This is a genomic window from Sphingomonas mali NBRC 15500 (assembly GCF_001598415.1).
GTDB classification, from domain to species: domain Bacteria; phylum Pseudomonadota; class Alphaproteobacteria; order Sphingomonadales; family Sphingomonadaceae; genus Sphingomonas; species Sphingomonas mali.
Genome location: NZ_BCYX01000007.1, coordinates 80,623 through 102,396 on the forward strand (window position 1 = coordinate 80,623; position 21,774 = coordinate 102,396).

A 21,774-nucleotide genomic window follows, 5' to 3' on the forward strand; every position below is an offset into this window, starting at 1 on the left:
GGCGCGCCCTCGCCGGGTCGGCGTAAACCATCCATTTCAAACGGTTTCTCTGTTTTCATTCCGCAATCGTTACGATATGCGCGTGACCGCGCTGCGATGCGTTTTCTTGGCGGAGAAGAACGATGGCGGACCCGGATTTCTTCAGTGGTGCGGCACAGGCGATCGGCCAGCAACTGGCCGATTCGGCGGCGAGCGCGGCGGGGTCGTTCGTCGTCGGACAGATCCTGTCGGCGATTGGTCTCGATACCGATCCCCAGGCGGCGATCCAGTCCGAGCTAAGCGCGATCCTGGCCGGCATCAACCAGCTCGAACAAGACGTCGCGGCCTTGAAGCAGGACATGGACGCGGCGATGAGCCAGCTCCAATATAGCGAGGTCGAGAGCGGCATCCTGCCCTGGATCGACAAGAACGCGGCGCTCAACGGGCTATTCCAGGATCTCGCGACCGCGACGGACGCGACCGCACTCGCCAATTGCAAGGCGGCGATCCTCGACGTGCTCGATGGGTCGATCACCAGCGCCCCCAGCGCGTGGAACAATGCGCTCGGCGGGGACGGGACCACGGTCAATCTGATCGAGGCATGGAACCGCGTCGTTCGCCTTCACTATGATTTCTTCGGGCACGACGCGTCGCTCGCGCTCGCCAAGCACTGGTCCTATATCGACGCCCAGCAGGCGCAATCGATCATGTATTGCGTCGAGTGGCTGAACCATCAGGGCGATCGCGCCGGCGCGCTCCGCACGCTCAAGCAGTGGCGGACCGATCGCACCGCGCAGATCGCCCTGTTGCGCGGCATGCCCTATCCCACCGAGAGGTTCGTCTATACCGAGACCGATCCGTCGAGCACCGGGTCGGAAGTCGTCTGGACCCCGGTCAACTGGTTTCCCTCCGGTATCGTCATCACCACGACATCGGGCGCGCCGATGGTTTATTGCCTGACGCCGGTCGGTCCGATCAGTCGCGGCCAGGGCCCGGGTTTCGACGATTTCGATCAGCAATACAATCAGTTGACCCTGCGCATCACCGGCGTTGGTCAAATCCAGGACGTGTCGACCGACATCCCGACATCGTGGAACGTCCCTTATCAAGGCACGCTGGTCGAGTTTCTCAATCACTGCGGCGGCAGCGTCGGCGGCGGCGGGGCGGATTATTTCGCGACCGCGCTCGCCAATCAGGGCTTCAACCTGCCGTCGGGCCAGCTGCGGCTGTGGACCGACGTCAATCGCGACAGCAACGGAACGCCGATGCCCGTGCTCGGCCCCAATAGCCTGCCCTCGATGCCGGGGCCGTATCGGTCGATCTTCGTCGATGGCGACAGCTGGTGGAGCCCCTCGACAGATCCGGATGACAGTGCCTATCTGCTGTTCCAGCGGCGGCTGCAGACCAACGAAGCCGACAATTACTGGTATTCCTGATCAGTCGGCATCCGGCCCCAGGCCCGGGTCGAGATCGCGCGGACGCACGAAGGTCGTGAGCGTGCAGCCGCCCGCCGCGACGTTGGCCCAATTGTCGGTCTCGCAGGTCATCACCGCCAGGCTGGCGGTCGGGAACTTGATCTCGACCTGATCACGTCGGGTGTCGCCGTCCGGGACCAGCAGCAGGATCAGATCCTCCAGCCCGGGATTGTGTCCCGACAGCAGCAGGCTGTCCGCCATCACCGGCGCCTCGTGGACCAGTTCGAGCAAGGTCGCGGCCGAGGCGAGATAGGCGCGGCGGTCCCAATCGGGGTCGATGCGGCGGCCATAGCCTTGCGATGCCTGTTCGAGCGTCTCGATCACGCGCGTGGCGGGAGAAGCGATGGCATAATCCCAGGACAGGCCGATCGCCCGCATATGGCTGCCGATCGTGCGCGCGGCACGTTCGCCCTTGGGATTGAGGCCGCGATCGAAATCGCGGACGCCGTGATCGTCCCAACTCGATTTTGCGTGCCGGAGCAGGATGAGCGTCTTCATGGCGCCTTCTGGTTGATCGGACTGTTCACCGCCCCTTGCCCGACCTGTGCGACAGAAGAAAGACGCGATCTGACCCTCGCGACCGCTTCGTCGAGCGGCACGCGCGCGATCGGCACGCCGGCAGGAAAGGCCGAGAGCAGCCGGCTGGGCATCGCCGCCGACAGCAAAACGAACGCGCCGCGATCGTCGGCGCGGCGGATCAACCGGCCGAATGCCTGGGCCAGCTTGGCGCGGACGATGCGATCGTCATAAGCAGAGCCGCCCCCGGCCAGCCGCCGAGCGGCGTGGAGCACGGTCGGCTTGGCCCAGGGTACGCCCTCCAGGATCACCTGACGCAGCGATTCGCCGGGCACGTCGACGCCGTCGCGCAACGCATCGGTGCCGATCAGCGAGGCGCGGCGGTCGTCGCGGAACATGTCGACCAGGGTGCCGGGGTCGATCGGATCGACATGCTGGGCGTAGAGCGGCAGGCCGTCGCGCGCGAGGCGATCGGCGATGCGGGCGTGGACGCCGCGCAGCCGCCGGATCGCGGTGAACAGGCCGAGCGTGCCGCCGCCCGCCGCCTCGATCAGCCGGGCATAGGCATTGGCCAGCGCCGCAAGGTCGCCGCGCTTGACGTCGGTGACGATCAGCACTTCCGCCTGGCTGGCATAATCGAACGGGCTGTTGACCTCGAACAGGCCGGCGCCGCGGTCGAGATGCGGGATACCGGCGCGCGCCTCGGCCGTCACCCAGTCGGGATCACCCGCCTTGAGCGTCGCCGAGGTGACGAGCACGCCGTGCGCCGGCTTGAGCACGGTTGAGGCGAGCGGACGCGTCGGGTCGAGCCAGCGGCGGTGGAGGCCGATATCGATCTCACGCCCCTCGATCCGCTCGACCGCCAGCCAGTCGACGAAATCGGGATCGGCCGGGCCGCCGATCCGGGCGAGCAGGCCGATCCAGGCCCCCACCGTATCGGTCCGCCAACCGAGCGAGGCGATCGCACCCTCGACTCGCGCGCGGGCCTGGCCGTCCATCCAGTCGGGCGCTTCGGCCAGCACGGCTTCGAGCCGCTGGCCCAGTGTCATTAGCGGGCGGAGCAATGCCTCCAGGCCCTGCGCGGCCTCGGCCGCGGCCTCGATCAATGCGCCATCGGGCTCGGCGAGTTCGGTTTCGAGGCCATAACCGGCATCGCCGTCCCGGGTTGCGCGCGCATAGGTCAGCCCGCGCACCGCGGCGAGCAGGCGTTCGACCACCCCGAACGGCTCGCCTTCCGCCACGCGCTGCAGCCAGCCGTCGCTGGCCAATGCGCGCGCGGCCTCGACCGCGTCCTGGATCGCGCGGCCGCCCGCCTCATCATAGCTGGCGACATCGCTCAGCCGTGCGGCGAGCCCGCGGCGGCGCCCGCGCGACGTCGATTCGGGACCGACGATCCAGCGCCTGAGCTCGATCGATTCCTGGCCCGACAAAGCGACTCCGAACATCGAATCGGCGGCGTCGAACAGATGATGGCCTTCGTCGAACACGTAGCGGGTCGGGCGACTATTGGCTTCGCGCCCGCGCGCCGCGTTGACCATCACCAGTGCGTGGTTGGCGATGACGATATCGGCCTCGGCACTGGCCCGGGCGGCGCGTTCGATGAAGCATTTGCGGTAATGCGGACAGCCGGCATAGACGCACTCGCCGCGCCGGTCGGTCAGCGCGGTCGATCCGTTGCGGCGGAACAAAGTCGGCAGCCAGCCGGGCAAGTCGCCGCCGATCATGTCGCCATCGGCGGTATAGGCCGCCCAGCGCGCGACGAGATGCGCGAGCACCGCCGCGCGGCCGGCGAACCCACCCTGCAACGCGTCCTCGAGGTTGAGCAGGCAGAGGTAATTCTCGCGCCCCTTGCGCGTCACCACGCGGCGGCGGCGCTCGACGGGGTCGGGGATCAGCCGCGACGTCTCGTGATTGAGCTGGCGTTGCAGCGCCTTGGTGAAGGTCGAGATCCATACCGGCCCGCCGGCCGCTTCCGACCAGAGCGAGGCGGGCGCGAGATAGCCCAAAGTCTTGCCGATCCCGGTGCCCGCCTCGGCCAGCACCATATTGGGATTGTCGCGCAAGATGCGCGGCGCGAAGGCGGCGGCGCAGGCCTCGGCAAAGGCGCGCTGGCCGGAGCGCTGCTCGGCCCCGGCGCCGGTCAGGTAATCGAGCCGTGCGGCGATATCGGCGTCGTGCAACGTCACCGGTCGCGGTGCGGGGCGCGGCGCGGCCTCATCCCATTCGGGCAATTTGGTGAACAGCCAGCGTTCGTGCTCGCGCGGTTTGGCGATGCGCTCGGCGACGAGCGGCGACCACGGCCAGCGCAACCGCGCCAGGCTTTGCGCGGCGGTCCAGGCGCCTTCACGCTCGGGCCAGTCGCCCTCGGCGAGCGCCAGCAATGCCGCCGCAGCATCGCGCAGGAACGGCGCGATGCGATCCTCGCTTTCCGGCTCGGTCAGGCCGAGCGCCCGGGCGAAACCGCGCGGCGTGGGGGCGAGAAAGGTCGCGGGCTTGAGGAAAGCGTAGAGCTCGAGCAGATCGAGCCCCGACAGATCGGCATAGCCCAACCGCTGCCCGATCAGCGGCGCGTTGAGCACGATCATCGGCGTATCGGCGGCCAACCGGATCGCCTCGCCGCGCCCGACCGCGCGGCAGCCCTCGGCATCGGCGATCCACACCCCGGCGTGGCTGGCGTGGAGGGCGGGATAAGGGAGGGTCACCACGTCCTGCCCTCCGCCGGCTGCGAGGTTGCAGCGGCGTTGCGACCGGGAAGGCCATGGTCCAACCGACCCAACACGAACGGAGTGGTAGCGAGCGGCATCAGCAGGCGGGCAGCGGCGGGCACCGCGCGACCCTGCGCGATAGGGAACAGAATGGCAACGATTTCCCGTTGCGGCGGGAAAATGCTACTTCGCGCCCTTCGTGGGGGAGCCGTTATGCCCGAATCGGTCGAAGCCGAACTCGATGCCGCCTACCGGGCACGGGCTGAGGGACGTGTGGAAGAGGCGCTGCTCGGCTATGCCGCCGTCGCGGCCACCGCTCGCGCGTCGGGCGATCTCCCGAACCTCTCTAATGCCCTCCGCCATGTCAGTGAGATTGCGCGGCAAACCGGCGACCCCGGTCGAGCGTTGGCGGCGGGATCGGAAGCGGTTTCGGTCTGTCGAACGATGGCAGCACCGGCACTCGAGTTCGCCAACGCGCTCCGCGTTGCCGCGCTTGCGCTAGAAGCGTCTGGCCGGGACAGTGACGCTGCCGCGCTCTGGCAGGAAGCGCGCGGGCGCTACCAAGAAGCCGGCGTCATGGCGGGTGTCGAGGGATGCGACGCTCACCTTCGTCACGGAAGCGCCGCCACGCGCTCATAGCCGCCGTAAGGACGACATCTTGAATTTTCAAATTGGACGCAGCGATTGCGTGACGCATCCTGAGCGGGCAGAGGTTCGCGGGTCATGACTACCGATCCCGTACTCCGCTCCGCTGCTCTCGCGTCCAAGGCCTGGCCGTATGAGGAAGCGCGCAAATTGCTCAAGCGCTATCCCGACGGGGCGCCGGCCAAGGGGCATGTCCTGTTCGAGACCGGCTATGGCCCGTCAGGTCTGCCGCATATCGGCACGTTCAACGAAGTGCTGCGCACGACGATGGTGCGCCACGCGTTCGAGACCTTGTCGGATATCCCGACCCGGTTGATTGCCTTTTCGGACGACATGGACGGGCTCCGCAAGGTGCCGGACAATGTCCCGAACAAGGAGATGCTGGCGCAATATCTCGGCAAGCCGCTGACCAGGATTCCCGATCCGTTCGGCACGCATGACAGCTTCGCCGCGCACAACAACGCGATGCTGCGCGACTTTCTCGATCGCTATGGCTTCGAATATGAGTTCGTATCGTCGACCGATTATTATCTGGGCGGCAAGTTCGACGACGCGCTGCGCGGTGTGCTGCGCCATTATCAGGACATCATGAACATCATGCTGCCGACGTTGCGCGCCGAGCGGCAGGCGACCTATTCGCCGGTGCTGCCGATCAGCAAGAAGTCGGGGATCGTGCTGCAGGTGCCGGTCGAAGTGGTCGATGCCGATGCCGGGATCGTCCGCTTCGAGGATGACGGCGAGCCGGTCGAACAGTCGATCCTGTCGGGCGGCGCCAAGCTGCAATGGAAAGTCGACTGGGCGATGCGCTGGGTCGCGCTCGGCGTCGATTACGAGATGGCGGGCAAGGATCTGATCGATTCGGTGATCCAGTCGGGCAAGATCACCCGCGCGCTCGGCGGTCGCCCGCCCGAAGGATTCAACTACGAGATGTTCCTCGACGAAAAGGGCGAGAAGATCTCGAAGTCGAAGGGCAACGGCCTGTCGATCGACGAATGGCTGACCTACGGCCCCGACGAGAGCCTGGCTTTCTACATCTACCGCGAGCCCAAGAAGGCGAAGTCGCTCCATCTCGGGCTGATCCCGCGCGCGGTCGACGATTATTGGCAGTTCCGCGCGAATTATGCGGGTCAGCCGGTCGAGCAAAGACTGGGCAATCCGGTCCACCATATCCATAACGGGCCACCGCCGGCGGAGACTTTGCCGGTGACGTTCGGCCTGCTGCTCAACCTGGTCGGGGTGATGGGCGGCGATGCGACCAAGGAGCAGGTCTGGGGGTATCTCGGCAATTACGTGGCCGACGCCTCGCCGGAAAAGTATCCGGCGCTCGACCAGTTGATCGGTTATGCGCTCGCTTACGCCCGCGATTTCGTCGCGCCGACGCTTCAACGCCGCGCGCCCGAGGGTGTCGAGGGCGAGGCGTTGAAGCGGCTCGATGCGGACCTCGCCGCCTTGCCCGCCGGCGCGACGGCCGAGGATATCCAGAACATCGTCTACGAGATCGGCAAGACGGGCGGCTTCGCCGAGCTGCGCGACTGGTTCAAGGCGCTGTACGAGACATTGCTCGGATCGAGCCAGGGGCCGCGCATGGGCAGCTTCATCGCGCTGTACGGGGTGGAGAATACGCGGAAACTGATCGCCGAGGCGCTGGCGCGGTAGGATTTACCAAGCTAACCAAAAACCTGCGTCACCCCGGGCTTGTCCCGGGGTCCACCGTGCCGCAAACCAACCGAGTGCGGCGCCTGCTGCACAGTGGATGCCGGCACAAGGCCGGCATGACGGAGTAAAGTGATGGTGGCGAAACGCGGTTCCATCCTCCGGGATTTCCTCAAGGACGAAGCGGCTGGCGGGATCGTGCTGATCGTCGCGGCCGTGCTCGCGATGATCGCGGCCAACTCGCCGCTCGCCGCCGATTATTTCCATCTGCTCCATATCGAAACCGGCCCGGTGCTTGCGCCCAAGCTCGGGCCGATGACGGTGCATCTGTGGGTCAACGACGCGCTGATGGCGGGGTTCTTTTTCCTCGTCGGGCTCGAGATCAAGCGCGAGCTGATCGACGGCGAATTATCGCGGCCCGCCGATCGTACCTTGCCGGTGATCGCGGCGGCGGCCGGGATGATCGCTCCCGCCATCGTCTATCTTGCCGTCGTCGCGGGCGATCCGACCCTGGTGCGCGGATGGGCGATCCCGGCGGCGACCGATATCGCCTTCGCGGTCGGGGTGATGGCGTTGCTCGGATCGCGCGTGCCCGCTCCGCTCAAATTGTTTCTGACCACGGTCGCGATCGTCGACGATATGGGCGCGGTGGCGATCATCGCGGTGGCCTATAGCCATGGGCTCGACCTCGTGTCGCTGGCCGGCGCGGCGGTGGTACTGGGAATCATGATCGCGATGAACCGCGGCGGCGTGGTCCGTCTGCTGCCCTACATCATCCTGTCCGGCCTGCTGTGGTGGCTGGTGCTGCGATCGGGTGTGCATGCGACGATCGCCGGCGTGCTGGCGGCGATGACGATCCCGATCCGGACCTCGCCGGGCGCGCCCGACAATGCCGAATCACCACTGCATCGGCTGGAGCACGCGCTCAGCCCGTGGATCGCGTTCATGGTCGTGCCGCTGTTCGGGTTCGCCAATGCCGGCGTGTCGCTGGGCGGCCAGGGGCTCCATGTCCTTGCCGAGCCGCTGGTGATCGCGGTGGCTGCGGGCCTGTTCGTCGGCAAGCAGACCGGCATGCTCGGCGCCGTCGCGCTCGCGGTAAGGCTGGGCTGGGCGGAGCGGCCGGGCGGGGCGTCGTGGACGCAGGTCTATGGCGTATTGCTGCTCGCGGGGATCGGCTTCACCATGAGCCTGTTCATCGGCGGGCTGGCGTTTGTCGATCCGGCGCTGATCGACCGGGTCAAGGTCGGGGTGCTGATCGGATCGATCCTGTCGGGACTGGCAGGGTTCGTGGTGCTGCGCTGGGTGGCGCGGCCGACGCGTGGGGCATGATGCGCAAATTCTTCGATCCCCGGCAATTGCTCCATGCGCCGGCGCGCGAGCTGCATAATGGCGGCTTCACCGATTATGCCGAGACGCCATCGCGCGCCGAGGCGATCCTGGCCGCGATCGGCGGCGCGGAACCGCCCGGGGATCGCGGCGAGGCGCCGATCCTGGCGGTGCACGATATGGATTATGTCGCCTTCCTCAAATCGGCGGCGGCGCGCTGGGCGGAGGCGGGGCGGCCGGGCGATGCGGTCGGCTATGTCTGGCCGGTGGTCGGGCGCCGGCCGCTGCGACTCGACCGCATCGACGCGCTGCTCGGCCAGTACAGCTTCGACGCCTCGACCCCGCTCACGCCGCACACTTGGCACAGCGCCTATTGGAGCGCGCAATCGGCGCTGGCCGCGACCCAAGTCGTGCTCGACGGCGAACCCGCCGCCTTCGCCTTGTGCCGCCCGCCCGGCCATCATGCCGGCGCGGACTATTATGGCGGCTATTGCCATCTGAACGTTGCAGCGATCGCGGCGCAAGCCGCGCGAAATGCGGGCAAGCGCCGGGTCGCGATCCTCGACATCGACTATCACCACGGCAACGGCACGCAGGACATCTTCTGGTCGCGTGGCGATGTGTTCTACGCCTCGCTCCATGCCGATCCAGCGACCGATTACCCTTTTTACTGGGGCCATGAGGACGAGGTCGGCGAGGGCGAAGGGCATGGCGCCACGCTCAACCTGCCATTGCCGCAGGGGACGACGCTCGATGCCTTTCGCCGCGCGCAGGCCCGCGCCTTGCAGGCGATCGCCGATTTCGGCGCCGAACTGCTGGTGGTTAGCTTCGGAGCGGACACCTATATCGGCGATCCCATCTCCGCTTTCAGGATCGAGACGTCCGATTATGCCGTGCTTGCCGCCGATATCGCCGCCGCGGGATTGCCGACCGTGATCGTGATGGAAGGCGGCTATGCGGTCGACGCGCTCGGCGAGAATGTCGCGAGCCTGTTGAGCGGCTTCTGATGCCGCTGGCCAAGGGCAGCGCCGATTATCGCCGGTTGACGATGGCGATGTTGTTCGCCGGGTTCTCGACCTTCTCGCTGCTCTATTCGGCGCAGCCGTTGCTGCCGCTGTTCGCGCATGACTTCCACCTGAGCGCCGAAGCGGCCAGCCTAGCCGTCGGGCTCGCGACCGGGCCGCTGGCGGTCGGCATCCTGATCGCGGGCGCGCTGTCCGACCGCTGGGGGCGGCGGCCGATGATGGTCGCGGCGATGTTCCTGGCTGGCGGGTTCAGCCTGGCGACCGCCGCGGCGCCCGGCTGGCCGGCATTGCTCGCCTTGCGCTTCCTGACCGGGGTTGCGCTGGCCGGCGTGCCGGCGGTGGCGATGGCCTATGTCAGCGAAGAGGTCGATCATGCCTCGGTCGGCTCGGCGATGGGCCTCTATATCGGCGGCAGCGCGATCGGCGGGATGGCCGGGCGGCTCGGGGTCAGCCTGTTGACCGATGTCGCGGGCTGGCGCGGCGCGGTGGCGTTGGTCGGGGTGGCGGGGATCGCAATGGCGGAGGCGTTCCGCCGGCTCGCCCCGGAATCGCGGCATTTCGTTCGCTCGGCACCGCCGCTGGGCGAGGTGGCGCGCGGTTTCCTCGACCTGTTTCGCGACCGCGCGATGCAGCTGCTGTTTCTCGAGGCGTTCGTGCTGATGGGCGTATTCGTCAGCATCTACAATTATGCCGGTTTCCGGCTGATGGCGCCGCCCTATTCGCTGGGACACGCCGCGGTCGGCGCGATCTTCCTGCTTTATCTGCTCGGGTCGTGGAGCTCGGCCTGGTTCGGCGGCGTCGCCGGTCGGCTGGGGCGTCGGCGGATCTTCTGGATGCCCGTCGTGCTGCTGATCGTTGGCGTGGCGCTGACCGCGGCCGGGCCGCTCGCCCTGGTCGTGGCGGGGATCGGCGTCGTGACGATCGGTTTCTTCGGCGCGCATTCGATCGCCAGCGCCTGGGTCGGCCGCCGCGCCCTCGCGCAACGCGGGCAGGCAGCCGCGCTCTATCTGTTCTTCTATTATGCGGGATCGAGCGTGCTGGGGTCGTTGTGCGGGATCGCCTGGACGCGCGCGGGCTGGCCCGGGGTAGCGTGGTTCTGCGGGGCACTCGGCACGATCGCGTTGATCCTGGGGCTGATCCTCAGGACGATCCCGCCGCTGCCGCAGAACGAGGTGACGCCGCCCAAGCCGCTCGGCACCGACTGAAATAATTTCGTCACGAGCGGGAACCCGGCGCGACACGGAGCGTTTTTACCTGGCTTGAACGAAAGAGAGAGCATTTCGACGATCAGACGCTTCACGCGTAGGATCGTCTTAGGGAGCCCCGCCGCACCATGTGCGACGGGGCTTACTCTTTTGGGGCTGACAGCCTGGACCTGGTTTATCCGGCGCTGTCGAAGCGGCTTTGGATGGCACCTCTCCCAAACGGCAACGACGCGGAAGCAAGTTCCGCGTCGTCGGTCGGCGCTGGAGCGCCGCCGGCCGTGCCCGCGCGTGCGCTCTGCGCTTTGCTTGCTCGCACTGGCGCGTAGCCTCAGGCTACGCGCCTCGCGCGGTCAGAGTTTCTCCGTCAGCTCCGGCACGATCTTGAACAGATCGCCGACCAGGCCGATGTCCGCGACCTGGAAGATCGGGGCGTCCTCGTCCTTGTTGATCGCGATGATCGTCTTCGAGTCCTTCATGCCCGCCAGATGCTGAATCGCGCCCGAAATGCCGATCGCCATATAGACTTCGGGGGCAACGATCTTGCCGGTCTGGCCGACTTGATAGTCGTTGGGGACATAGCCCGCATCGACCGCGGCGCGCGACGCGCCGACCGCGGCGCCGAGCTTGTCGGCGAGCGGCTCGATCACCGCGTGGAAGTTCTCGCTCGAGGCGAGCGCGCGGCCGCCCGAGACGATGACCTTGGCGCTGGTCAGTTCGGGGCGCTCGAGCTTGGCGATTTCCGACCCGACATAGGTCGAGACCGACTGCTCCAGCCCGGCGCCGTCGGTCGACACGACCGTGGCAGTGCCGCCCTCGGGCGCGGCCTTCTCGAACGCGGTGCCGCGCACGGTGATGACCAGCTTCTTGTCGCTGGTCTGTACCGTGGCAATCGCGTTGCCGGCATAGATCGGGCGCGTGAACGTATCGGCGCTTTCGACGGACAGAATGTCGCTGATCTGCATCACGTCGAGCAGAGCGGCGACGCGCGGCGCGATGTTCTTGCCGTTCGACGTGGCGGGCGCGAGGAACGCGTCGTGATCGGCCATCAATTTGACCACCAACGGCGCGACCGTTTCGGCCAGCGGATGTTCGAGCGCTTCATTGTCGGCGGTCAGCACGTTGCTGACCCCGGCGATCTTCGCTGCCTCGGCGGCGACGGCATCGACGCCTGATCCGGCGACCAGCAGATCGACCTCGCCGAGCTTGGAAGCGGCGGTGACCACGGCGAGCGTGGCGTCCTTGACGGTCTTGCCGTCATGTTCGACCCAGACGAGCGTCTTCATTTGGCGACTCCCAGAGCCTTGAGTTTGGCGACCAGCTCATCGACATCGGCGACCTTGACGCCGGCGGTGCGCTTGGGCGGTTCGACGACCTTGAGCGTCGTCAGCCGCGGCGTGACGTCGACCCCGTAATCGGCCGGCGTCTTCTGATCGAGCGGCTTCGACTTGGCCTTCATGATGTTGGGCAGCGAAGCATAGCGCGGCTCGTTGAGGCGAAGGTCGGTGGTGATGATCGCGGGTAGCGACAGCTTCTCGGTCTCCGACCCGCCATCGACTTCGCGCGTCACGGTGACGCTGTCCGCGGTCAGGTCGACCTTCGAGGCGAAGGTCGCCTGGCCGACGCCGAGCAGGCCCGCGAGCATCTGGCCGGTCTGGTTGTTGTCGTCGTCGATCGCCTGCTTGCCCAGGATCACCAGATCGGGCTTCTCGGCCTCGACGATCGCCTTCAAGAGCTTGGCGACGCCCAGCGGCTCGACCTTCTCGTCCGAGACGACGAGGATCGCGCGGTCGGCACCCATTGCGAGCGCGGTACGCAAGGTTTCCTGCGATTTCTGCTCGCCGATCGACACGGCGACGATCTCGGTGACGCCCTTGTCTTTCAGGCGGATCGCTTCTTCGACCGCGATCTCGTCGAACGGGTTCATCGACATCTTGACGTTGGCCAGGTCGACCCCCGTCCCGTCCGCTTTCACGCGGGGCTTTACGTTATAGTCAAGCACGCGCTTGACCGGCACCAAGACTTTCATTCCATCCACTCCTGTGGTCCCAACTCCTTCCCGGGGAGGAGAGGAGGAGGTTAGAAACTTCTAGCACCCTTCTCCCTTGAGGGGAGAAGGATACCGCAGCTTGGCGGCGTAACCGCCTAGCGGAGGTTGGATGAGGGTGGTGCGATTGCCTCGGCAATCGCGCGCTCGCCAGTGCGAGCGCTTACCCCTCACCCAGCTCCGACTAGGGCCGCGCGAAATGCGCGACCCAAGTCTGCGCAACCCTCTCCCTCAAGGGGAGAGGGTTTATGGGTCAAGCCGCCTTCTTCACTTCGGCCACGATCTTCTGTGCCGCGTCGCCGAGATCGTTGGCAGGAACGATCGCCAGGCCGGAATTGGCCAGGATGTCCTTGCCCTGCTGGACGTTGGTGCCTTCGAGCCGGACGACCAAGGGCACGCTCAAATTCACTTCCTTGGCGGCCGCGACGATGCCCTCGGCGATGATGTCGCAGCGCATGATGCCGCCGAAGATGTTGACCAGGATGCCCTTCACCGCCGGATCGCTCAGGATGATCTTGAACGCCGCGGTGACCTTTTCCTTGTTGGCGCCGCCGCCGACGTCGAGGAAATTGGCCGGGAACATGCCGTTCAACTTGATGATGTCCATCGTCGCCATCGCCAAGCCGGCGCCGTTGACCATGCAGCCGATATCGCCGTCGAGCTTGATGTACGCCAGGTCGTATTTGGACGCTTCGAGCTCGGCGGGATCCTCTTCGGTCTCGTCGCGCAGCGCGAGCAGGTCCTTGTGGCGGAACATGGCGTTGCCGTCGAAACCGACCTTGGCATCGAGCACCATCAACTTTGCCCCAGAATCGCCTGAAGCTTCGGTCACGGCGAGCGGGTTGATCTCGATCTGCTCGGCATCGGTGCCGAGAAAGGCGTCGTACAATTTGGACGCCACGTTGGCCGCCTGCTTGGCGAGATCGCCTTTGAGCTCGAGGGCGGCGGCAACGGCGCGGCCGTGGTGGGGCATGAAGCCGGTCGCGGGGTCGACGTCGATCGCGTGGATCTTCTCGGGGGTGTCGTGCGCCACGGTCTCGATATCCATGCCGCCTTCGGTCGAGGCGACCATCGAAATCCGGCCAGTCGCGCGATTGACGAGGAGCGCGAGGTAGAATTCCTTGGCGATGTCGACGCCATCGGTGACGTAGAGGCGGTTGACCTGCTTGCCGTGCTCGCCGGTCTGGACGGTGACGAGCGTGTTGCCGAGCATGTCGGCCGCGGCGGCGCGCACCTCATCGAGCGTCTTGGCGAGGCGGACGCCGCCCTTGGCGTCGGGGCCGAGTTCCTTGAACTTGCCCTTGCCGCGGCCGCCGGCATGGATTTGCGCCTTCACGACATAAAGCGGCCCGGGCAGCTTCTTGGCGGCGTCGACCGCTTCGTCGACGGTCATCGCGGCATAGCCGGCGGGCACGGGCACGCCGAATTTCGCGAGCAGTTCCTTGGCCTGGTATTCGTGAATGTTCATGAAGGGCCTTCTCTCGGGTTTTCGAAGAAAGGGAATGGGGAGGCCTTAAGCACAGCGGGAACGATGAATCCACCCCCGCTCGCCTTGAGCTGTCAGTAGTTCTATAGCGCGCGCGATGACCTGGGCTCTTGGCATGCTGCTGTTCCTCGCGACCGTGATCGCGATGGAGGGGTTCGCCTATGTGATGCATCGCTGGGTGATGCACGGCCCCGGCTGGTTCCTCCACGCCAGCCATCACCGGCCGCGGGCCGGCAGATGGGAACTCAACGATCTCTACGCGGTGATCTTCGCCGTGCCCTCGATCCTGCTGCTGCTTGGCGGCGTCGATCTCGGCTGGTGGTGGGGGTGTACTTGGATCGGTGCGGGAATCGCGGCCTATGGCGCGATCTATTTCGGGTTCCACGACGTCATCGTCCATCGCCGCGTCGCGACCCGCTATCTGCCACGGTCGGCCTATATGAAGCGGATCGTCCAGGCGCACCGCCTGCACCATGTGGTCGAGACGAAACGCGGCGCGGTCAGCTTCGGTTTCCTCTGGGCGCCGCCGCCGGAGTCGCTCAAGGCCGAGCTCAACCGCCGCGGCAATGCCGGGATTCGCGCGCCGGCTAGCGATCTCGCTCGATAGATACGGGCATCAACGCGCGGTGATTCTCGACTGGCATTTCTATGCGCTGGCGATCCCGGCGGTGCTGATGCTCGGCCTGTCCAAGGGCGGGTTCGCGGGACTCGGCGCGCTGTCGCTGCCGATGCTCGCCTTCGCCATCTCGCCGGTCCAGGCGGCGGCGATCCTGTTGCCGATCCTGATCGTGCAGGATGTGGTCGGGGTCTGGGCGTTCCGCCGCACGGTCGACTGGCGACTGCTCGGCTGGATGATGCCCGGGGCGATCCTGGGGATCGTGCTCGGCTATCTGTTCGCCGCGCGCTTGTCGGAAAGCGCGGTGCTCGGCGCGGTCGGTGCGATCTCGTTGCTGTTCGGCCTCTATCGCCTCTGGGCCGATCGCAATGGTCCGCCACAAATGGCCAAGGGATTTCCCGAGTGGCTCGGCATGCTGTTCGGAATCGCCTCGGGTTTCACCAGCCAGATCGCCCATGCCGGCCAACCGCCATTCCAAGTCTGGGTGTTGCCGCGCCGCCTGCCGCGCGATGTGTTGGTCGGGACGACCGCGATCTTCTTCGCCGCGGTCAATTGGATCAAGGTGCCGGCCTATATCGCGCTCGGCCAGTTCACCCAGGCCAATCTGCTGACCGCCGCAATGCTCCTGCCAGTCGCGATCGCCTCGACCTTCGCCGGCGTCTGGCTGGTGCGGCGCGTCTCGGCCGAGCGCTTCTATGCTGCGATTTACGTGCTGATGGTGCTGGTCGGGGCAAAATTGCTGTGGGACGCCCTCGCCTGACCGCGTATCGGTCCGGATCGGCCGGGTCTTTGCCAAATGTTAAGAGCGGCCGGGCGATACTGTGTGTCATGGACGCCCATATGTTCGGATTCGATCGAGCGACTGGCGATGACGAAGAGCATCGCCACCAGCAGCGCGTCCCGATCGTCATGCGGGCGCGATTGCGCGATCGGCACTCCAACAAATATGATGTTCGCCTGCTCGATCTGTCGGTCACGGGTTTCCGCGCGGAGGCGCATTATTCGCTCGATGCGGGGCAGATCGTCTGGCTGGCGATTCCCGGCATGCAGGGACTGGAAGCGACGATCGCCTGGCGCCACGGTCTGGAGATCGGCTGCAGTTTCCGTCAGCCGCTCTACCCGCCGGTGCTCGATCATATCGTCAAGACGCTGGGGCATTAGGCCGTAGTCTCGTAACAAGCGGCCTGTCTGCTTCCGACCCATAGCCGACAAGCTGGCGTCGCATTGATCCAATACGCTGACCCTTTCGTGACGATACCGATTGGATGCCAGAATTTGGCCGGACGTGCCGATCGGCCAAGGGGAAGCGACGTTGGCAACAATGGCGAGCCCCGGTGCGACGCGGCTTACGGACGAACGCAGGTTCTTCGGAAGGGGGCCGGACCTAATCGGGCCGGGGATCGAAACAGGGGAGAAAAATCATGGCGACAGTCGCAGACGCTCAATTCGGGGAGCGCCGCGATGATCATCCATCGGGCATGCCGCGCGCACATTCCGTCGACCGTTGGATCTTCGTCGGTATGGCGCTCTGGTTTATCGCCATCGTCCTGGTGGGCTTCGTTCCGGATTCGATGATGAAGGTGGCGATGATCAAAGCTGGAGCGAGAGCGCCTTTTCCTTTCATTCTGCACGTTCACGCTGTGCTGATGGGCAGCTTTCTCCTGCTGCTGCTTTCGCAAACGGTCATGGTCGCGACGGGACGCGGCGCGCTACACAAGCAAGTCGGCATCGCGGCATATGTGCTGGTACCAGCCCTGATAGGCGTTGGATTTCTCCTGGCGCCGACCATGTACTACCAGGTCTGGGGCGGGGCGAAATTCGGCCCGCCTAACGTCCGGTCAGCATTGGCGCCGATCGTGCCGATCGTGGAGAATATCCTGTTGCTTCAGATCAGCGCGGGCGTGCTCTTCGGCATTTTCATGACAATTGCACTGAAAGCGCGCGCAACGAACTCGGGACTGCACAAGCGGATGATGTTCCTCGCGACCGCGGTACCGCTCGGTGCTGCAATCGACCGGATGTCCTGGCTGCCGTCCAGCATGCCCGGGAGCCCATGGGCGAGTTACGTCTACGTGTTGGCCAGCCTCGCCCCATTATTCGTCTGGGACCTGGTTCGTCACCGTCGGGTTCATCAGGCCTATTGGGTGTTCCTCGCGTTTTACATTCCTGCGACGACTTTGGTCGTCATGGCTTGGGACAAGCCTTGGTGGCATGCGACGGCGCATCGCATAATGCGCGTGTAACAAACCTCCTATCGATCCGAGCGTCGAGGGACATTCTTAATCGAAAGACATGAGGGGGCGGCCTCAAGACCGACGTCTCTGACGACGGTTCGGAACTGCGCGAGATTATCGTAGACATTTATGGTCGGGCACCAACGGGCGGCACACCAGCAGATCTATACTTTAAATTTGCCGATACGATGGTTGCCGGTGATCGAATCGCACTCGTCGCTTGCGAACTCTAGCGATCCAGATTGCGGACGATCCAAAAAGCGGTCGGGCTGGTGACGACCCATTTGCGGTCATTGGTGCTTCATGCTGAAATCTGGATGGTCAGCAACGACACGCACGTCGACGAGTAGCGTGGCGTCGTGAATCAGAAGCGTGTGGAGAAGGCATAGTGAACGTTCTGTATTGGGTCGTTATCGCGGTCGTAGTCGCGTTTTGGGTTGGCGTCATTCGTTGGCTGCTGCGAAAGGATCGCTCATAGGAAGTACTGAGGTGACTTGTTCGGCGGGCTGCCGGTCCCGATCTTACCTGCGGAAGCCGCATGGCAGCTAACCACCCATAGTCGGCCATTCAGTCCTTTTGCCGATAGCGGTAGTTTAGGGGCTCGCGACCTGGGGCAGCGCAGTTCTGCGCGGGCTCTTGGCTCCTGCTTTCGCAGGAGCACTGCGGAGATTGGCCGCCGCCTCAGTCGAACAGGCTGGACACCGAGCTCTCATCCGCAATCCGCCGGATCGCTTCGGCGAGCAACGGCGCGATGGTCAGATGGCGGACCTTGTTCGCGGCGGCGATCGTGTCGTGGTTGCCGATCGAATCGGTGATGACGAGTTCCTCGAGCACCGACCCCTCGACTCGCGCGATCGCGCCGCCCGACAGCACGCCATGCGTGACATAGGCGACGACGCCCTCGGCACCGGCTTCTTTCAGCGCGGCGGCGGCGTTGCACAGGGTGCCGGCCGAATCGACGATGTCGTCGATCAGGATGCAGAAGCGCCCCTCGACATCGCCGATGATGTTCATCACTTCGGATTCGCCGGCGCGTTCGCGGCGCTTGTCGACGATCGCCAGCGGGGCGTTGTCGAGTCGCTTGGCCAGCGCGCGCGCGCGGACCACGCCGCCGACGTCCGGAGACACGACCATCAAATTCTTGCCCGAATGACGCGCCAGGATGTCGGTCGACATCACCGGCGCGGCGAACAGATTGTCGGTCGGGATGTCGAAGAAGCCCTGGATCTGCCCGGCGTGAAGATCGACCGACAGCACGCGGTTGGCGCCGGCGATGGTGATCAGATTGGCGACCAATTTGGCCGAGATCGGGGTGCGCGGGCCGGGCTTACGATCCTGGCGGGCATAGCCGAAATAGGGCAGCACCGCGGTGATCCGCTTGGCCGATGCGCGTTTCAGCGCATCGATGCAGATCAGCAATTCCATCAGATTGTCGTTCGCCGGAAACGAGGTCGATTGCAGCACGAAGACGTCCTCGCCGCGGACATTCTCGTTGATCTCGACGAAGATCTCCTCGTCGGCGAAACGGCGCACAAGCGCGTCGGTCAGCGGCAGTTCGAGATAGCCGGCAATCGCCTTGGCCAGTGGCAGGTTCGAATTGCCGGTCATCAGCTTCATTGGTGCTCGCCCCTTCGAGGTTTGCGCGCCTCCTTAGAAGGGAGTCTGCAGCCGGTCCAGCACCCCGCGTTCGGTGATGTAGCCAGTGACCAGCCGCGCGGGGGTGACGTCGAAGGCGGGGTTGTAGGCGTCGGACTGAGTCAGCCGCACCGTTTCCAGCCCGTGATCGGTCGCGCCGGTGATCTCGGTCAGCTCGGCGGGCGAGCGTTCCTCGATCGGGATGGCGTCGCCGCTGGGGGTCGCGGCGTCGAACGTGGTGTAGGGCAGCGCGACATAGAAGGGCACGCCGGTGTCGTGCGCGGCGAGCGCCTTCAGATAGGTGCCGATCTTGTTGCAGACGTCGCCATTGGCGGTGACCCGGTCGGTGCCGACGATCACTGCGTCGACCTGGCCGCGCGCCATCAACAGGCCGCCGGCATTATCGGCGATCAGGGTGTGCGGGACGCCGTGATTGTGCAGTTCGAACGCGGTCAGCAGCGCGCCCTGGTTGCGCGGTCGCGTCTCATCGACCCAGACGTGCAAGGGCAGCCCGGCATCGTGCGCGAGATAGATCGGCGCGGTCGCGGTGCCGTAATCGACCGTCGCCAGCCACCCGGCATTGCAATGCGTCAGGATGTTGAGCGGGCGATCGGGGTGCCTGGCGTGGAGATCGCGAAGCAGGGCCAGGCCATGCTCGCCGATCGAGCGACACAAACGCTCGTCCTCGTCGACGATCGCCTGGGCGCGGGCGAAAGCGGCGGCGGCGCGCTTGGCCGGCGGCAGCGGGCGTACCGCGGCGGCGACCTGGTCGAGCGCCCATTTGAGATTGATCGCGGTCGGACGCGTTGCGTGCAGGCGTGCATAGGCCGCGTCGATTGCCGCATCGCCGGGATCGGCGGCGATCGCCATGGCCAGGCCATAGCCGCCGACCGCGCCGATCATCGGCGCGCCGCGCGTCCACATGTCGCGGATCGCGACCGCCGCGTCGTTCTCGGTCCTGAGCTCCACCCAGCGCACTTCCCAGGGGAGCTGGCGCTGGTCGAGGATGCGCGCGCCCTGGCGGTCGGCGGTCGGCGTGATCGACCGCGTGCGTTCGCCGTCCAGGATCATGGCAGTATCTCGGCAAAGCTGGTCACATCGCCCAGGCCGGTATCGCGGTCGATCAGCAGCGCGCGCAGGCCGGCCGATGTCGCCGCATCCGTCTCGGCGGCGACGTCGGACACGAACAAGATCTCGGCGGGATCCAGGTCCAGCGCGGCGGCAATCTTGGCATAGGATTCAGGGTCGCGCTTGGGACCCGTGGTCGTGTCGAAATAGCCCGAGAGATAGGAGGTCAGGTCGCCCGCCTCGCTATGCCCGAAGATCAGCTTCTGCGCTTCGATCGATCCCGACGAATAGATGCACACCCTGATCCCCGCCTCGGTCCAGCGCTTCAGCGCCTCGGGCGTGTCGGGATAGACATGCGCCTTGAGCTCGCCCGCTTCATAACCTTCGCGCCAGATGCGGCCCTGGATATGCTTGAGCGCGGTTTCCTTGGCGTCGATGTCCATCCAGGCGAGCAGAGTCGCGACCGGATCGCCCGGCGGCATCGCGGCGATCACCGGGGCAAGTTCCTCGCGATGGATCGGTACCCAGGCGGGGATGCGCGCTCGGGCATAGGGGAACAGCACGTCCGCCACATAGGCGATGCTGGTGGTCGTCCCCTCGATATCGAGCAGGATCACCTTGGGCGGCGTATCGGTCATGGTGGACTCAGGAGGATCGGTTCGTTTGCGGCCCGCTGGCGCCGGCCTCGTGCCGCGGGAAGCGGTCGGCGATCGTATCGCCGGTGAATTTGGCGACCCAGCCGTCGGGATTCTCGAACAATCTGATCACGGTGAAGCTCGGCTCGGGACCCATGTCGAACCAGTGGCGCATACCCGCCGGGACCGAGATCAGGTCGCCTGCGGTACACAGGACGGCATGGACTCGGTCGTCGTCGGTGCGCAGCGTGAACAGTCCTTCGCCGGCGACGAAGAAACGCACCTCGTCCTCCGAATGGCGATGTTCGGACAGGAATTTATCGCGCATCGCCGCGCGATCGGGATGGTCGGGCGCCACGCCGATGATGTCGACCGATTGATAGCCCTGCTCGGCTTTCAATTTGTCGATTTCGGGCGCGTAAGCGGTAAGCACGGCGTCGGTGTCGGCGCCGGCGGTGTCGCGCAACGGCCAGCGTTCGTAGCGCACGCCGATCCGCTTCAGCGCATCGCCGATCCATTTGGGGTCGCAGGTGTCGAGCACCGGATGGTCGCCGTCATCGGCGGTAAAGACGCGAAGGCGAGTCATGACGCGCTCTCCCTGAAACTGCGCTCGGCCAGCTCGGCGGCGATCAGCCACTCGACGGCTTCGAGCACGCGCTCGGCTTCGTCAAGGTCCTTGCCCCAGGCATAGAGGCCGTGGTCGCGGATCAGATAGGCAGGCGCTGCGCCAGGCCGTGCCAATGCCGGGGCGATCGCCGCTTCGATGACGGTCATGTCCTGGCTGTTGTCGACGATCGGCAGCGCGATTTCGCTCTCGTGCGTGGTTTGGCCGGGAAACACCTTGAGCATTTCGTGGCCGACGAAATGCCATGCCTTGAGGTCGCGAAAGGCACGGGTGAGGCCGACCGCTTGCGGCGAATGGCCATGGAGCACCGCGCCCGCGTCGGGAAACTGGCGATAGATCGCCAGATGGAGATGCGTTTCCGCCGACGGCCTGCCCGCGCCGACGACATGGCCATCCATGTCGAGTCGCAACACGCCTTCGTCGCTCAGCCGCCCCTTGTGCCAGCCCGACGCGGTCACCGCGAAGCCGTCGTCGAGCCGGATCGAGTAATTGCCTGCCGTCGCCGGCGCCCAGCCGCGCGCGTCGAGGCGGCGGCCCACCGCGATGATTCCGGCTCGTGCGGCGTCGAAGCTGGTCGTCGTCATGCCGGCCACTTACGGCGAGTCGTGCCGACGCGCCAGCACGCGGTGGCTCCGGCAAAAAATCGGGCGCCACTCCGGATAGAGCCGCGCCCTTAGGGGAGGAAAGTGTAAGCGGCCAACCATGGGCCCGTCAGGGAGCATATCGGCCAGCCACCATGGTAACCGGTGTCAAATGAAAGCGCAAGCGCGTTGCCTGCTTGCCAATGACACCGGTTTCCCATAATTCCTCCGCGCCGGGCGCGCCTGCGTACATCCGGGCAGAAAACGTGGCGGCAGAGGGTCAAAAGGCCCCTGCGCCCATGTGCCCGTCGGCAGACTGGA

At 65.7% G+C, this 21,774-nt stretch carries 20 protein-coding genes; 10 read left to right on the plus strand and 10 right to left on the minus strand.

What is annotated here, in order from left to right; genetic code table 11:
* Positions 1-122: 122 nt before the first annotated feature.
* Positions 123-1,415: a hypothetical protein gene (locus tag SMA01S_RS07920; protein WP_066820110.1), complete on the plus strand. Its 1,293-nt coding sequence runs from the start codon at positions 123-125 to the stop codon at positions 1,413-1,415.
* On the opposite strand, the gene SMA01S_RS07925 is transcribed toward SMA01S_RS07920, so the two are convergent.
* The gene (locus tag SMA01S_RS07925) at positions 1,416-1,952 is read right to left on the minus strand and encodes a SixA phosphatase family protein (RefSeq protein WP_066820116.1); all 537 of its coding nucleotides are present in this window, start codon (positions 1,950-1,952) and stop codon (positions 1,416-1,418) included. It abuts the gene before it with no gap.
* Positions 1,949-4,675: an ATP-dependent DNA helicase gene (locus tag SMA01S_RS07930; protein ID WP_066820118.1), complete on the minus strand. Its 2,727-nt coding sequence runs from the start codon at positions 4,673-4,675 to the stop codon at positions 1,949-1,951. Before SMA01S_RS07930 ends, SMA01S_RS07925 begins: the two co-directional genes overlap by 4 nt.
* A 213-nt stretch (positions 4,676-4,888) precedes the next feature.
* Here SMA01S_RS07930 and SMA01S_RS07935 point away from each other — a divergent pair, with 213 nt between their 5' ends.
* The 5 genes from SMA01S_RS07935 to SMA01S_RS07955 all read left to right on the plus strand — a co-directional run bounded on the left by SMA01S_RS07935 (position 4,889) and on the right by SMA01S_RS07955 (position 10,529).
* On the plus strand, positions 4,889-5,314 hold the full coding sequence (locus SMA01S_RS07935; protein WP_066820120.1) for a hypothetical protein: 426 nt from the start codon (positions 4,889-4,891) through the stop codon (positions 5,312-5,314).
* A gap of 84 nt (positions 5,315-5,398) precedes the next feature.
* Positions 5,399-6,976, plus strand: coding sequence for a lysine--tRNA ligase (locus SMA01S_RS07940; RefSeq protein ID WP_066820122.1), 1,578 nt, complete (start codon positions 5,399-5,401; stop codon positions 6,974-6,976).
* Between the two features lie 132 nt (positions 6,977-7,108).
* On the plus strand, positions 7,109-8,302 hold the full coding sequence (nhaA, locus tag SMA01S_RS07945) for a Na+/H+ antiporter NhaA (RefSeq protein ID WP_066820124.1): 1,194 nt from the start codon (positions 7,109-7,111) through the stop codon (positions 8,300-8,302).
* Positions 8,302-9,306, plus strand: a complete 1,005-nt coding sequence (locus SMA01S_RS07950) for a histone deacetylase family protein (RefSeq protein ID WP_066820235.1) — start codon at positions 8,302-8,304, stop codon at positions 9,304-9,306. The genes nhaA and SMA01S_RS07950 overlap by 1 nt, the downstream gene beginning before the upstream one ends.
* Positions 9,306-10,529, plus strand: a complete 1,224-nt coding sequence (locus SMA01S_RS07955) for an MFS transporter (protein ID WP_066820127.1) — start codon at positions 9,306-9,308, stop codon at positions 10,527-10,529. Before SMA01S_RS07950 ends, SMA01S_RS07955 begins: the two co-directional genes overlap by 1 nt.
* 350 nt (positions 10,530-10,879) lie before the next feature.
* On the opposite strand, the gene SMA01S_RS07960 is transcribed toward SMA01S_RS07955, so the two are convergent.
* The 3 genes from SMA01S_RS07960 to sucC form a co-directional block, all read right to left on the minus strand.
* Positions 10,880-11,812, minus strand: coding sequence for an electron transfer flavoprotein subunit alpha/FixB family protein (locus SMA01S_RS07960; protein ID WP_066820129.1), 933 nt, complete (start codon positions 11,810-11,812; stop codon positions 10,880-10,882).
* Complete coding sequence (locus tag SMA01S_RS07965; protein ID WP_066820131.1) at positions 11,809-12,555, minus strand: electron transfer flavoprotein subunit beta/FixA family protein; 747 nt, start codon at positions 12,553-12,555, stop codon at positions 11,809-11,811. Before SMA01S_RS07965 ends, SMA01S_RS07960 begins: the two co-directional genes overlap by 4 nt.
* A gap of 271 nt (positions 12,556-12,826) precedes the next feature.
* Positions 12,827-14,041, minus strand: coding sequence for an ADP-forming succinate--CoA ligase subunit beta (sucC, locus tag SMA01S_RS07970; protein WP_066820132.1), 1,215 nt, complete (start codon positions 14,039-14,041; stop codon positions 12,827-12,829).
* Positions 14,042-14,156: 115 nt separating this feature from the next.
* Between sucC and SMA01S_RS07975 the strand changes: the two genes are divergently transcribed.
* The 4 genes from SMA01S_RS07975 (at position 14,157) to SMA01S_RS07990 (ending at position 16,918) form a co-directional block, all read left to right on the plus strand.
* A complete protein-coding gene (locus SMA01S_RS07975; RefSeq protein ID WP_066820134.1) occupies positions 14,157-14,666 on the plus strand; it encodes a sterol desaturase family protein in 510 nt (169 codons plus the stop codon).
* Between the two features lie 67 nt (positions 14,667-14,733).
* Positions 14,734-15,435: a sulfite exporter TauE/SafE family protein gene (locus SMA01S_RS07980; RefSeq protein ID WP_066820237.1), complete on the plus strand. Its 702-nt coding sequence runs from the start codon at positions 14,734-14,736 to the stop codon at positions 15,433-15,435.
* 80 nt (positions 15,436-15,515) lie between these two features.
* Positions 15,516-15,836 carry a PilZ domain-containing protein gene (locus SMA01S_RS07985; protein ID WP_169804210.1) on the plus strand — a complete coding sequence of 107 codons (321 nt, stop codon included), beginning with the start codon at positions 15,516-15,518 and terminating at the stop codon, positions 15,834-15,836.
* Positions 15,837-16,096: 260 nt separating this feature from the next.
* Positions 16,097-16,918 carry a hypothetical protein gene (locus SMA01S_RS07990; protein ID WP_218016853.1) on the plus strand — a complete coding sequence of 274 codons (822 nt, stop codon included), beginning with the start codon at positions 16,097-16,099 and terminating at the stop codon, positions 16,916-16,918.
* A gap of 672 nt (positions 16,919-17,590) precedes the next feature.
* Here the strand turns inward: SMA01S_RS07990 and SMA01S_RS07995 are convergent.
* From SMA01S_RS07995 to mtnB, 5 genes are read right to left on the minus strand one after another with little or no spacing between them, the layout of a single operon-like run.
* On the minus strand, positions 17,591-18,526 hold the full coding sequence (locus SMA01S_RS07995) for a ribose-phosphate pyrophosphokinase (RefSeq protein ID WP_066809325.1): 936 nt from the start codon (positions 18,524-18,526) through the stop codon (positions 17,591-17,593).
* A gap of 33 nt (positions 18,527-18,559) precedes the next feature.
* Entirely contained in the window at positions 18,560-19,615 is a 1,056-nt protein-coding gene (gene mtnA / locus SMA01S_RS08000; RefSeq protein ID WP_066820139.1) for an S-methyl-5-thioribose-1-phosphate isomerase, read from the minus strand.
* On the minus strand, positions 19,612-20,250 hold the full coding sequence (gene mtnC / locus SMA01S_RS08005; RefSeq protein ID WP_066820141.1) for an acireductone synthase: 639 nt from the start codon (positions 20,248-20,250) through the stop codon (positions 19,612-19,614). Before mtnC ends, mtnA begins: the two co-directional genes overlap by 4 nt.
* 7 nt (positions 20,251-20,257) lie before the next feature.
* Complete coding sequence (locus SMA01S_RS08010; protein ID WP_066820143.1) at positions 20,258-20,833, minus strand: 1,2-dihydroxy-3-keto-5-methylthiopentene dioxygenase; 576 nt, start codon at positions 20,831-20,833, stop codon at positions 20,258-20,260.
* Positions 20,830-21,456, minus strand: a complete 627-nt coding sequence (gene mtnB, locus SMA01S_RS08015; RefSeq protein ID WP_066820145.1) for a methylthioribulose 1-phosphate dehydratase — start codon at positions 21,454-21,456, stop codon at positions 20,830-20,832. Before mtnB ends, SMA01S_RS08010 begins: the two co-directional genes overlap by 4 nt.
* Between the last annotated feature and the right edge of the window lie 318 nt (positions 21,457-21,774).